This window comes from Streptomyces sp. IMTB 2501, assembly GCF_001953885.1.
Taxonomy (GTDB): Bacteria; Actinomycetota; Actinomycetes; order Streptomycetales; family Streptomycetaceae; genus Streptomyces.
On record NZ_MQUS01000003.1, the window covers coordinates 239,155 to 251,653 of the forward strand.

Below are 12,499 nucleotides of genomic sequence, written 5' to 3' on the forward strand. Positions count from 1 at the left end.
GGAAACGGGGACGGGGAGAAGGACGGGCATGCTCAGCTATCAGGACGTGGTCACCATCAAGCTCGGCACGCTTACGACGGCGGCTACCGACTGGGACGACATGGCCGGCGGCTTCGAGGACCTGGAGACCCTCTACGCCGCGAAGGTGGAGTCGGCCGCGACCGAGGACACGGCAGGTCTCACTGCCGCGGCGAGGGCCGCGCAATTGGCGGCCACTCGCCAGCAGTTCAAGGACGCGCAGACAGAAGCCCGCGCCATCGCCTCCATCCTGCGAGAAGCCCATCAGGAGTTCTCCAAACTGATCGGCCACGTGAACGACGTTGTCGATCAGGTGAAGGCGGACCATATGTCTGTCAACAGCCAGGGCGAGGCGGTCTACGACTTCAGCAAGCTCACCCCCATGCGACACGACGAGAAGTACCCCACGTACGTGTCCCGGGCGAAGGACGCCGAGGCGGCCTGGACGAAGAAGATCAAGGACGCTGTGCAGGCAGTGGACGACGCCGACCAGGGCGTCAAACACGCCCTCTACGAAGCGGCCGGCATCAAGAGCTGGATCCAGCGTGCCCTGGACCCCTTCAACGGACAGAACCACACCTTCAATGGCTCGGCGGTCGGTGACATCGAGGTGTACGAGGCCCGTGAGGCCAAGGGGTACGCGAACGTGATTCTGGCCGGCGACAAGCTGGACGGCGATGACCTGAAGGAGTGGCAGCGCCTGATGCGCGACAACTCCCATGACAAGGTCTTCAGCCAGACCCTCCTCAACTCCCTCGGCGCTGACAAGACCCTCAAGCTCACCAACAAGATCGACGACATGGCGTACTTCGACGACACAAAGGACAAGAACGCCTACCTCCAGATCAACGGAGGCCTGGCCGACTCGCTGGCGACCGCCACCCGCGTTCCGGACTTCAAGGACGCGAACGGCAAACACCTGCCCTTCGGGTCAAAGGGCTACAACGACGCCTTCAACAACTGGCTGAGGACCGACGACGCCCAGTTTTATGTCAAGTTCGGCAACGACCTAAGGGAACACGGCGCCGACGGGTACGATCTCAAGGCTGCCGGGGACAAGGTCAACACGGTCGCCAAGGGCCACGGCCAGCAGGCGCGCGGCTACCAGAGCCTGGTCACCCTGATGCAGCAGGGACATAGTGGCTACTCACCGCAGTTCCTCTCCGACGTCACCGACGGCGCGATCGCCGCGGAGAAGGACCACCCGCACATCTGGAACCTCTACGGCAACTTCGACGGCAAGAACGGCGACGGCTGGTTCGCCAATGACCCAGTTGACGGCGCCCTGGGCATCATGGCCCGTGACCCGGAGGCGTCCACCGCCTATCTCGATCCGCACGCCGACGGCACCAACGACCGCCTCCACTACCTGCTCAAGGACCGAGACTGGAACGTCGTCAACACCACTACATGGCAGGGTGAGCGGGAAATCAACGGGCCCGGTGCCCTGGACACGGACGATCGCAAGGGACTGGGCGACGCCCTGACCGCGGCAGCCACCGGAATCGATCCGCACGGGCCCCGCCCGGTGGGACCAACGCCGCACACGGACGCCAACAACAGGGTGTTCGTGCACGCGCTGGATGACCTGTCCAAGCAGGGAGACAACATGCCAGCCTCGCTCCGCGACGACATGGCGAAGATCATGACCAATCACGGTCATGAGACGTATGTGGCGATGAGTGACCCGAGCGGTAGGCGCCATCCCGATGCCGGTCCCACGCTGGATCAGAAGCAAGTCATGGAAATGACCAAGCAGATCTCCCGGAGTCAGAACTCTTATGGTCTGCTTCATGAGGGTATGAACTACGCCATCATGGACGACATCCACAACAGCTCGCGACGGCCGGAGGACACCCTCAGTTCGGCCGGATACGCCGTCGGATTCATGGAGGATGCCCGGTACGCCGCACTAAAGGGCGATCAACACGACTACACCTGGGACAAGACGTGGAGCTATCACGTCTTGGGAACGGGGCTGAACTTCATCCCCGGTCTCGGAGATGTCGCCCAGCGTGGAGCGGACGCACTCACCACCGCCTGGATCATGGATGAGCAAAAGCACCAGGCTGAAAAGCTGACTAGCGATAGTCAGCAGACCTACGAACTGCGACGCAATCAGCTAAATTCCATTGCCGATCAATGGTATTCGGTCAACTCCGACTGGGCGTCCAATCACAGTCACCCCGGCTATTCACCCAATGACGGCGTGTACAAACAAATCGAAGGCTGGGCCAATGATGGCGGTGCCCAGTTCCGTGGGATGGCGGGAATTCACTGATGGTGAAAGCGTGGCGCACTGTACCATTGGCCTTTTGTGGTGCTGTTGTACTTACGGTGGCAGGTTGCAGCAAAACGCAACCTAGCATTCCAGATAATTTCTGTCATGTTCCCGTTAATAATTCGGCCCTGGCGTCGCTGGTGCCGGACGGAGACAGTCTGGAGCAGAAATACACGCCCTTCGAGTCACACCCCGGAGCACAGTGTGACTTGAGTGTGGACGGCCGTGGTGTCCTGTCCGTTGCTGTGAACCGATGGGATCGGGCGCCGGACCCGACCGACTGGAACAAAGTGGGATCGCCATACAAGTATGCTGCCCAACGAAAAGTCGCATTCCCAGGGCATGCGTCGATCGGAAGTGACCGCGCCGTGGTCGAGGCAACGTGTAACACCAAGACCGCATACGTGTCCGTCGTGGTGGACTTCTGGGGCGACCGCGTCGAAAATACTCCCACCGGCTACAAGAAACTCCAACGCTTTGTCAACGACTTTGTCCCTCGTGAGACAAAGAAGCTTGACTGTACCAATTAGCCGACATCGATCGGAGTTCAACGCGCTCCGGACGGGCCTGGTGGATCTATGGGCACGTCTGCGGGGCCGAGTGCCGGGGCTGTGGCGCGACGCGCGACCGGGGAGTTGGGCCGCTGCCACGCTTCCGCGGAGGACATCGCCGATGGGCGCACTCGGGTGCCGTACGAGCAACTCGATGCGATGTGGCTGAAAGAGTCGGTTCACCACGTGGTCGATCCGGAACTCACGCTCCGCGGCCTGGCCGACCGGCTCGCGCCCGGAGGTCGGCTACTGGTGGTGATGCCCCCGGCCACCATCCAGTACCCGCTGTTCAAGGCGGCTCTTGCGCGTTTCGAGGAGTTGCAGCCGGACCCGGCCGTGATCGAGAGGCATCTTCGGGCGGCCGGGTTGGAAGCCAGTCTCAGCTACGTCGAGCACGAGCTGCGCATCGGCCGGGACAAGTATCTCGGCATGGTGCGCTCCCGCTACATGTCCCTGTTGTCCACCTTCAGCGACAGCGAGATCGAGAAGGGCATCGAAGAGATCCGCGTCGCTCATCCGGAGCCCGTACTCGTGTTCCCTGACCGGTTTGCGTTCGTCCTCGGTCGGCGACGTGAGGAGTCCGCGTGAGCACGATGGTCGACGAACGGCTGCGGCGCCTGCGGAGTGAACTCGACGACCACTCCCGGATCGCCGATCGACTGGCAGCGCGATCACATCGACGAGCTCACCGATGAACTCTCCGAGGTGTTCAACTCCTCACAGCTGGCACGCCGGGTTGCCGCACTGGAAAGGAACATTGCCGTCTTCCGCAGCACCTACTGGAGACAGCACCTCACGGCTCACGGGGCAGCGAACGATCTTCTGCTCGCCTTCCAGAACCAGCACCGACTTCCTGCGCGTTTCCATGAAATCCTCGCAGAAGCAGCTGACTACAGCAGACTCGTACAGACCCAGGAAAGCCAGCAGATCAGCGGCGCCTTGGGCGTCCTCACCATCCTCGGCCTACCACTCGGCACGGCCCTCAGCATCCTGCAAGTCCTGGGCGACAACTCTGCGGCAGACCTGCTCATCGCGCTGACACTGTCGGTCGCCGCTGCAGCCGGAGCCCTCACCACACCGTACGGGCGCCTGGTCTTGTCATCCCTGCAAGGCAGGGATGACAAGACGTAGGGCGCTGCAACCTGCCAGGTGGCCGGGCCGGGTAAGACCGACCAGTCGGCCATCGGGCGATCCCGAGACGGACTGTCGTCGCACCCGCATCCGGGTGCTCAGTTGCGCTTCACCGCCGCCGACGGGCTGCGGCTGACCTGCTTCGCCACCAACACCAAGCACACCCCGATCGCCGATGTGGAACCCGGCGCCCACCCGGCGCGACAGCCAGGCCATCAGCCTGCCCACGTGACCGAAATCCCCGCCTTGAACAGGCAGAAAGGGTCCGTCAGCAAGCTGACTGACCCTCATGCAAGATCGAGGTTAATGCTTCTTCATGATTTTGAAGTAGGTTGTGCCCAGGTTGAGCTGGAACACCATGCCGTACTGTTTGCGGATGGCGGTCACCGTAGCGGAAGACGGTTCGTGCAGACACCGTTTGATCGGTGGATCATTTTCACACGGACCTGTCGGTTCGCTGATGAAATTCGGTTTCCATTGGCGGTCGCGTACCGGATCCCACTTCAGACTCTGGCTTACGGCGTCACGCGAAGGCACTTCAGGATTGCGTTTGTCATACGGCTTCCGGTAGTAGTCGATGAGCGCTCCGTCGACTGCGTGGTTGAACTCAATGCCGGGTACGTTCCGGTCGCCGGCTGTGAGGATCCCGTCGAGGACGGACACGATGTGTTTCGGGTCGGCGCCGAAGTAGGCGGTGACATTCAGACCGCAGCTGATCTTGTACAGGTCGCTGTCCCTGGTCTCCAGCCATCCCTTCGCTGTTCCGCCCCAGCAGTTGTCGCGGACCACGACCAGGCCGAGCTTCAAGGGCGTGTGCTCGACGTACGCCTGAACCACTTCTCTGAGCCCAGCTTCCGACTTCTGCCTGGCGTTGACCGCTTCCGGGGTTCCGGCAAGTTTGCGGACAGTCTTCTCCGGTACAGCCCGGTCCTCTGCCGAGCACGCGGACACCGCCAGGGCCAGAAGCATCAATGCCGCTGCCTTGACCTGCTTGACCCGCTTCATGAACGTGGCCTCCTACCGTCTGACCTCAGCATGCGGCGCACGTGCGGCCGGCAGCATGAGTATGTGTACTCAAAAACCGTGTGGGGAAGCCCTGTTGGACTTCCCCACACGGTGTGGCTGGGTTACTTCTTGGGCCAGGAGCCCAGCGCGGCCTCCAGGGTGTCCGCGTACAGTCGCGCCCCGGCGATCTTCGGATGGAACGACTGCGCGGAGATACCGAACTGGAAGAACGGCCAGTCGATCTTCGGTTCGTCGCTGTCTGTCAGATCGGTGACAATGCCGTGAATGCTTTCGGGGTCACCGCAGACGGCCTTGCCGTGGAAGAACGCCTGCGGGTTGGCATAGCCGACGTCCACCCCGTGCTTCCTGACGAGGTCAGCGGTCTCGAACATCGTCTGTGCCAGGTAGTCGGCCACGCCGTTGAGCCACTGCGATTCCTCCGGTGAGACCCCGACGAGAGGGATCTTGTTGAGGCAGGAGGCGTCGTTGGACAGCAGCGGCGGGTAACCCATGAGGACGATCCGGGCATTCTGGGCCTTGCTGTGGATTGCCTCGATCGTCTTCTGGATGCTGGGTGCGACGACATCGCTGATGAGGTCCGGGATGGCTTCCGCGAGCGGCTTGCCCTGGTAGGGGCCGTCAGGGACGCCCTTGCCTTCGGCGTTGCCGAACTTCTTCTCCTGGCACGGATTCCCTGGCCCCATGCACTGGGTGATCACGTAGCCGAACCGGGAGTCGTTGCCGCCGATGGAGATGGTGACCAGGTCGGTGTTCTGGTCCAGGTATCCCTGCTCGATCTGCGGCAACTCTCCGCTGTTGTCGTATGTCCCGTCTTTGTTGTCGGCCGGAGCGATCACGTTGTAGGTGCGGGATCCGGAGCAGGCGATGAGGTGGTAGTCCATCCGCGCGCTCCAGTTGTCGTCCAGCTCGCCAATGGAGAGCTGTTCGCCGGGGAGCTTTGCCTGCCGGGACCACGCGTAGGTGGAGCGGTGGCAGCCGTCGCGGTCTCCGGTGACCTTGTTGCGCCAGTTCGTCTCCGGGTAGTAGTCCCGGTTGCCCTCGGAGGCTCCCTCACCACTGGAGAAGGAGTCGCCCATCGCGACGACCGTGTGGTTCGGTTTACCGGGAAGGCCCTGGAAAGCGACCGCGCCCCAGGCGACGTCCTCGTCGCCGGTCCCGTCGGCGGTGGTGTTGGTCAACGTCACGGACGGGGTTCCGGTGAAGTGGAAGACGCCGAGGCTGACCCATCGGCCGGCTCGCTGCTCCACGATCCGTGTAGGGCTGCTCGTGTCAGAACCACCGATCGTGTAGGCGGCCTGCCTGGTCTGCGCCCCGGTGTCGGGAAGGTGGACCAGGACGCGCGCCCAGTTAAGGCTCTGGCCAAGAGTCCAGGTGCCGTCGATGGTCATGTAGCCGCCGTCACCGCCGAAGCGGTCGGCGTTGCGGGTGTGGGTGTACCAGTAGTGGCCGCCGTACCCGCCGCCCACCGAGTGCAGGTCGGCCTTCGCTTCGTATCGGCCTTCCGTACCCGGGTTGAACTTGAACTGGAAACTTCCTGCGGAGTGGATCGTTGCGCAGCCGCTCTGATCGCTCCAGGACGGCGTTCCGTCCGGCACCGAGGCGACGACGTTGGATCCGGCCGGTGCGGCGGAGCACACGGGCGTACCGGTCTGGAGCCGGTAGCCGCGCCCCGGTTCCTGCACCAGCTTCTCGTACTTGATGTTCTCGTGCCCGCAACTGGTGGCGCAGTCGGCCTTCCATGTCACGTTGGGCTGGTTCCACCAGTACTGCGCGTAGCACTCGGCGTCCGGGCACTTCGGCGGCGTGCTGGTGTCGCAGTTGTTCTTGGAGTTGCAGAACGCCTCCAGCGGCGGCTGGACGGCGGTGCGCTGGGCAACCAGGGTCCACCAGGCGGGCCGGAAGCCGGCCGAGGAGAAGCCGGACTCGCCGGGCCAGTCCTGGCGGCCGTCGGTGGCGTAGGAGAAGCCGGTGTCCTGGGACCAGGCAGCCCAGCCCATTACCTTCTCCTCGTACGGCCAGTCCTGCGGGTGAGCCGCGTCCTTGTTCGCCGCCGGCCCGTCCACGTCGGTGTTCATGAACGGATGGCCCCAGCCCTTGGCGTAGATCGGGTTGGCCGGGTTGTTGTACCAGCCCAGGCCCCAGTGCCCGGAGTGGCTGCCGGCTTGCGAGGGAGGGTTGAAGCCGAGGTTGTAGTTCCAGACGGCTGTGAACCAGTTCTCCACCCTGGACGAGTCGTCGTTGTTGACGGTGATCTTCTGGCCGTTCTGGTGGACCTCGTTCCACTTGTCGGCGAGGATCTTCAGGGAGGCGGCCACGTTCGTCGCGTAGTCGACCGCGACGAGCTTCTGCAGACCGGGGGACAGGCTGGTCTCGCCCGGCTTCTCGTGACCGGCCATGCGCATGCCGTCGGTCACCTGGCCGACGCCGTAGCCGCAGTCGGACTTGTCCCAGTTGATCTGCCAGTAGGCGGCCGGGTCGTTGGGGTCGGCCTTGTGGCCGTAGTAGCCGTCGACGGCGGCCAGCGGGTTGCCCATCTGCCCGGGGATCGAGCCGCCCTCGGCCTGCCACAGGTTGGACTCCTGGGCCATGATGCCGAGGACCACGTTGGCCGGGATCCTGCCGCCGCCGCTGAGCTTGGGCAGGGGGAACAGCGCCTGTGGGTCGACGGTGCCGAGGCCCGCCTGGGCACGGTAGTCGCCTTGGCGGATGTAGCTGGCGCTCAGATCACCGCGTACGGCCATGTCGACGGCCCACTCGACCTGGTTCGGCGTCGGCTGGAGTGCCTGGACGTTGACGTCGTTGCGGGACACCGCGCACCAACGGTCGTCATCGGTCGGGGAACTCGGTGTCAGGCTCGCCTTCGAGGAGGAGCCCTTCGGCCGGTGCGTCGCGTCGGCCGTGGCGAGGACCGGAGAGGGATCGTGCCCCGAGCCGTCGCCGGTGTCCTGCTGCACGCCTTGTGTCAGCCTGGTCCCGGTGGTGGTGGCGGTGCTCGTGACCGTCACGGCCTTGTCACCTTCATCGGCAGGCGTCGCCGTCCGCGAGGTGGGCTCCCCGGTCTTCGTGAAGCCCTTGCCCGCGCCCTCGATATTCGCCAGGCCGACGCGCACACCAGGAGTGAGGACCGGGTCGACGGCGAGACGGCCGTGCGAGGACACGTCGGTGCCGGCCGGGGCGGCGAGGCGTGTGACGCCGGTTCCCTCGGTGGCCAGGGCGCCCTTGGGGCGGCCGGTGAGGAAGACCCGGCCCGCATCGCCCTGCACGAGGTCGAGATCGCCGAGCCTGCCCGAGGCGATGCCCTTCGGCTTGTCGTGGCCGGTGAACAGCTTGGCGTGCGCCGTGGAGTCGCCCTTGCGGTCGAGGAAGGCGATCGTGCCGTCGGCGGCAGGCCGGATGTCGAACGGAGCGCTGTCCGCGTCCGCGAGGTTGTTCACCTTGCCGGAGCGGTCGAGGTGGACCAGGCGGCTGCCGAGTGCGGCGACCGTGCCGTCCTTCACCGGTACGGCGCCTGTAATCTCACCGCGGGCCGCCACCGTGCCCGTGGTCCTCCCGGACGCGTTCACGGTGATGACGCGCGTGCGTGTGCTCGCGGCGTCGTTCATGTCCCTGAAGCCGGTGAACGCGGCCTGGTGCGTGGTCGTGTTGCAGGACGGGTCGAAGGACGCCAGTGACGCGGTGAAGGGCAGCTTCGTCACCTTGCCGGTCGTCAGATCGACGACAGCGGCGAACGCGCCGCCCTGCATCAAGTCGGGCTTGTTGGTGAACGTGCGCGGCGCGTAAACGGCCGCGACGTGATCTCGGTCCATCAGGCACTGATTGCCGATCCACGAGTCGGCCGGCAGACCCGGCTCCCCGAGGGTGGCGACCGTCCGCCATGTGTAGGCGTCCTTGCTGTCAGCGGCCAGGATCTTGAATCCGCCGCTGTCGGCCGCGCCCGTGACGGCCCGGTCCTGGCTGGTCTTCCAGTCCTTCCCGAGCCTGGCATCAGGGTCCTGTACCGCACCGGACGGGGGCGACTGGGGCTTCCCAGACGCCAGCCGAGGCGGGGGCCCGCTGGGTGCTGCCGTGGCCGGAGCGGCTTGCAGAAGGCCGCCCATCAGCGCCGTACACGCCGCAAGGACGGCCAATGGTATGGGTGATCGTCTTCCGGATCTCAAAGAAGTTCCCCGAATTTCTGGTGTGATGGGATGTCCCACGTCCTGGTCCGCGGGCACGCTTTGACTCGCCCATGGGCGCGCAAGGGCGAATCACATGGGCGGTAACTTCAGGTTTTCGAGCCGGACACAGAAACCGCCTTGCCCCGGTCGGGGGGAGCGCGGGGCAAGGCGGTCGACTCAGGGGGCCGGTAACGGGCCTCTATTGCTGGTTGCCGGTCTCGGCGAGGACGGTACGCGGGTTGTGGATCACTCTGAGGTGCTGACGTCGGCGACGCGCACCTCGGAGGGCGTGCCCTCGGCCGAGGGACGTGGCTTCTCGAACGGTGTACTGACCGTTCCCTGCACGGACACGCCGGGCCCGATACGCCTCGTCACGGTCTGGGTGGTCCCGTTCTCGAAATCGAACACCACCGTGTAAGTGACCGCGTGTCCCTCGTCGTTGTGGATGGCGTAGTCGGCGCTGAACACCTGCTTGCCGTGCTCGTACCGGACGCCGGAGTCCGTGATCTTCACGGACTCCGACGAGCCGGTGTCCGGCTGGGTGCCGGCATTCATGTCGTGCGCGAGCCAGGCTGCCGCCCCAAAGACGACGGCGGCAGCCACGATCCAGCCAACGACAGTTCTCCTGGCCACCACCACGTCTCCTCTGATATCTGACGGCAGGACGGCTCAGCGTGCCGTGCTGACGCTTGCCAGGACGGCACGTGCCTTCTTGAGCAGCAGGGCATCGCGGGTCTTCGCAGCCTCCAGCTGCTGTTTGTGCGACGTGATCTGCTTGTTCTGGTAGGCGGTTTCCGCCGTGTACCAGGTGGGCACCAGCCCGGTGGTGCTCTTGCAGGCGACGTCGTCGGTGGCCATCAGTACCTGTGCCTTCTCAGGCTGAACCCCCGTCCTGCCGGGCTGGGCGAACCGGCCCTCGGCGTCGTCCAGGCTCTTCACCAGGTGTCCGTGGCCTGCCATGCAGGAGGACCAGGATGCGAGGGCGCGCTGCACCACGGGCTGGGAGCGGGTGGCCTTGAGGGACTGCCCGGCGAGGTCTCCGGCGGTGTCAGTGGGAAACAGTACGCCCACCTTCTGGTTGGCCTCGGGGATGCACGTCTCGTTCATCGCCTTGTCCCAGCCTTCGGCCGAGGACTCCTGGTCTTCCCGCGCGAGTTCGGCGTCCTGGTCCGCCTGGCTCGGCCCGTCGGTGTCCTGGGCCACCGCGAACCCGTGGGCTGCGGCCTTCGCGGGGTCGGTGATGCCGTAGCGGCGTTCCATGTTCATCTCGTTGTAGGAGGCCGCCGGCTGCGTGCCCATCAGTTTGGGCGTGTAGGAGAACCCGAGTCGCTTCATACACGCCGACTTGACGACATCCTTGGCGTTCTCGATGTCCACCATGTCGGGATAGCCGAGCATGTACTTCTCCAGCGGAAGCCGCATGCCTTTGGCCAGTCCGGAGGCCACGTCCTGCTTGGGCCAGCTGGCGCGGACCTTCGCATCCGGCAGCTGCATCGCCACCGTCTTCATCTTCTGCTGGTTGCCAGCACTCTTGTCGGCGGCCGAGTTGGCGCCGCAGGCCGCCGTGAGGGCGAGGACCGCGCCGGTGGCGGCGAGCACGAGGGGTCGGGTCTGTCGCATCAGGCATACCTCTTGTGAGAACCGTTGTGGTTCTTGATTCCGGAGCTCAGGTTCCGGGCGTAGCCGTCGGCCTTGGGATACCACTGGTTCTCCCCGCCGTAGCCATCCTCGGAATACACCGAGTACGCGGCATAGGGGTCCTGGTTCCACGCGGACGCGGCATTGTTTTCCACGCCCTGCCCGTCGCCGTCCCCCTTGTAGTGACCGCACGGGAAAGGCATCCCACCGAACGCGTCAGAAGGGAAGTCCTCGAAGACGAACCGGACGACCACCGCGCCCCCGTTCACCGTGTAACCGAACTCACTGGAGCGGTCACGGCGGGTCGCGAAGCAGGCGCTGTCCGACTGAGTCGTGGTCTCCGACCGCGAGTTGTAGTGGATCCGGAAACAGTGGTTCGGATGGCCCGTGTCGCTGGACGTGCAGTCGTTGTGCACGTATGAGGTTCCGGCGTAGGCGGGTGCTGCGGTGAGAACGCCGGCGGCTAGGGCTGCGGCGGTGGCAGCGGTCGCGGCGGCGGATCTGGCGAAACGCAAAGAGTTTCCCCCTCCTTGGAGCGAACGCGTCCGGGAGGCGGATCAGTACATGGACGCGCCCCCCGACGCGCAACGACAAGCCGATGGGCGGATGGTTGGTCTGGTCCATTCGCCCACGGCCCGGCCACTCTAGACACGGCACGAACATGCCGGTCAAGAGGCCAAGGCAGGAGCTATGTCGTCCCGGCGTGAAAGCAACTCCGGCAGCGGCGGCCATCCGGAATGCGGTGATCAAGTGTGCAACCCAGGAGGTACCTGTGTGACTCCTGTGAAGCGGAGGGGGATGCGAGGGGACCGCTGAAGCTGCCAGGGGTGGCCGGATTCAGCCCTTCCTCACCAGCATCCGAGCGAAGCGAGAGGCAGGAGTCAGACTGTGAGCATCGAGGCCGAGTACGACCCGGTACCCGCCTGCCAGGCACAGGCGTTCGTGCCGAACGGAAGGTGGGTGGCCGAGGTACGGCATCCACAGCTTCCCGACGCCGAACCGCTGGCAGTGGCGGACGCTGATGAGGCTTCGTGAAAATGGCTCTGGCCGCAGTTGTGTGAACCACAGCGCCTGGCGCGCCAGCAGAGACAGATGCGCCGATCGCCCCGTCTCCCGACCGTAGGCCATGCTGTTGTGGTGAGTGATCCTCAACCAGCACAGCAGGCTCGTGCATCGCCACAGCGCTGCTTTTGCTTTCCATCGGCGGGTGCGGCAAGACCACGGCCAAGGCAGGGAAACCTTCATCCCAAAGAGGAGGCCCCACCGTGACTCACTGCCGGTCGACCCTGCCGCTGCCCAGAAACTGGCCATCCTGTCGAACACGGACGCACACAGCCTCAACAGCATGACCTGACACACGCTGTGTGCCCCCCAGCACAGGAAGCCCCTGGAGATGTCCGTTCACGTGCTGCTCTGCATGACCGTCCGAGGCGTTCACTTGCAGCCTCAAGGAAACAGCGTGCGAGTTGCAGCTCTCGGAAGTGCATCCGCCAGGAACGCCCGATGCACGCAGAGCGACAGGTGGCTGATAGCCGCAGTGCCTTGGTCGGCATCGCTACCTGACAAGGTCGTTCACGCTCCCGTGCTGGACAGCCCGACATCTTGAGCCAACTCGGCCCATCCCATGTCGTACACCTCGATGCCGTCCGCGTGCGCAGTGAGCGCGTTCCATGAGCGGCGGGTGAACGAGGTCCCGC

At 64.8% G+C, this 12,499-nt stretch carries 10 protein-coding genes; 5 read left to right on the top strand and 5 right to left on the bottom strand.

Annotated features, from left to right (window positions below; all coding sequences use genetic code 11):
* Nucleotides 1–28 precede the first annotated feature (28 nt).
* The 4 genes from AV521_RS07545 to AV521_RS07555 all read left to right on the top strand — a co-directional run bounded on the left by AV521_RS07545 (nucleotide 29) and on the right by AV521_RS07555 (nucleotide 3,981).
* On the top strand, nucleotides 29–2,299 hold the full coding sequence (locus tag AV521_RS07545) for a hypothetical protein (RefSeq protein ID WP_076085326.1): 2,271 nt from the start codon (nucleotides 29–31) through the stop codon (nucleotides 2,297–2,299).
* Nucleotides 2,299–2,829, top strand: a complete 531-nt coding sequence (locus AV521_RS48580) for a hypothetical protein (protein ID WP_143658577.1) — start codon at nucleotides 2,299–2,301, stop codon at nucleotides 2,827–2,829. Before AV521_RS07545 ends, AV521_RS48580 begins: the two co-directional genes overlap by 1 nt.
* A 156-nt stretch (nucleotides 2,830–2,985) precedes the next feature.
* Nucleotides 2,986–3,438 (top strand): hypothetical protein, encoded by a 453-nt coding sequence (locus tag AV521_RS07550; RefSeq protein ID WP_256725461.1) that lies wholly within the window; start codon nucleotides 2,986–2,988, stop codon nucleotides 3,436–3,438.
* A 36-nt stretch (nucleotides 3,439–3,474) separates the two neighbouring features.
* Nucleotides 3,475–3,981 carry a ZIP family metal transporter gene (locus tag AV521_RS07555; RefSeq protein WP_256725462.1) on the top strand — a complete coding sequence of 169 codons (507 nt, stop codon included), beginning with the start codon at nucleotides 3,475–3,477 and terminating at the stop codon, nucleotides 3,979–3,981.
* A gap of 303 nt (nucleotides 3,982–4,284) precedes the next feature.
* Here AV521_RS07555 and AV521_RS49130 read toward each other — a convergent pair whose 3' ends face one another.
* From AV521_RS49130 to AV521_RS07575, 5 genes are all read right to left on the bottom strand, one after another.
* A complete protein-coding gene (locus tag AV521_RS49130; RefSeq protein WP_179022886.1) occupies nucleotides 4,285–4,986 on the bottom strand; it encodes a hypothetical protein in 702 nt (233 codons plus the stop codon).
* 122 nt (nucleotides 4,987–5,108) lie between these two features.
* Nucleotides 5,109–9,104, bottom strand: a complete 3,996-nt coding sequence (locus tag AV521_RS07560) for an SGNH/GDSL hydrolase family protein (RefSeq protein WP_076085328.1) — start codon at nucleotides 9,102–9,104, stop codon at nucleotides 5,109–5,111.
* Nucleotides 9,105–9,410: 306 nt separating this feature from the next.
* Nucleotides 9,411–9,797, bottom strand: a complete 387-nt coding sequence (locus tag AV521_RS07565) for a hypothetical protein (protein ID WP_143658578.1) — start codon at nucleotides 9,795–9,797, stop codon at nucleotides 9,411–9,413.
* A gap of 36 nt (nucleotides 9,798–9,833) precedes the next feature.
* On the bottom strand, nucleotides 9,834–10,784 hold the full coding sequence (locus AV521_RS07570) for a hypothetical protein (protein WP_076085332.1): 951 nt from the start codon (nucleotides 10,782–10,784) through the stop codon (nucleotides 9,834–9,836).
* Complete coding sequence (locus AV521_RS07575; RefSeq protein WP_076085334.1) at nucleotides 10,784–11,317, bottom strand: peptidase inhibitor family I36 protein; 534 nt, start codon at nucleotides 11,315–11,317, stop codon at nucleotides 10,784–10,786. Before AV521_RS07575 ends, AV521_RS07570 begins: the two co-directional genes overlap by 1 nt.
* A 373-nt stretch (nucleotides 11,318–11,690) precedes the next feature.
* On the opposite strand from AV521_RS07575, the gene AV521_RS49135 reads away from it, so the two are divergent.
* On the top strand, nucleotides 11,691–11,837 hold the full coding sequence (locus AV521_RS49135; RefSeq protein ID WP_179022894.1) for a hypothetical protein: 147 nt from the start codon (nucleotides 11,691–11,693) through the stop codon (nucleotides 11,835–11,837).
* Nucleotides 11,838–12,499: the final 662 nt, after the last annotated feature.

What these genes read in the sequence shown, in the direction of transcription:
- AV521_RS07545 (WP_076085326.1), top strand. Translation starts at nt 29, where the DNA reads ATGCTCAGCTATCAGGACGTGGTCACCATCAAGCTCGGCACGCTTACG.
- AV521_RS48580 (WP_143658577.1), top strand. Translation starts at nt 2,299, where the DNA reads ATGGTGAAAGCGTGGCGCACTGTACCATTGGCCTTTTGTGGTGCTGTT.
- AV521_RS49130 (WP_179022886.1), bottom strand. Translation starts at nt 4,986, where the DNA reads ATGAAGCGGGTCAAGCAGGTCAAGGCAGCGGCATTGATGCTTCTGGCC.
- AV521_RS07560 (WP_076085328.1), bottom strand. Translation starts at nt 9,104, where the DNA reads ATGGGCGGCCTTCTGCAAGCCGCTCCGGCCACGGCAGCACCCAGCGGG.
- AV521_RS07570 (WP_076085332.1), bottom strand. Translation starts at nt 10,784, where the DNA reads ATGCGACAGACCCGACCCCTCGTGCTCGCCGCCACCGGCGCGGTCCTC.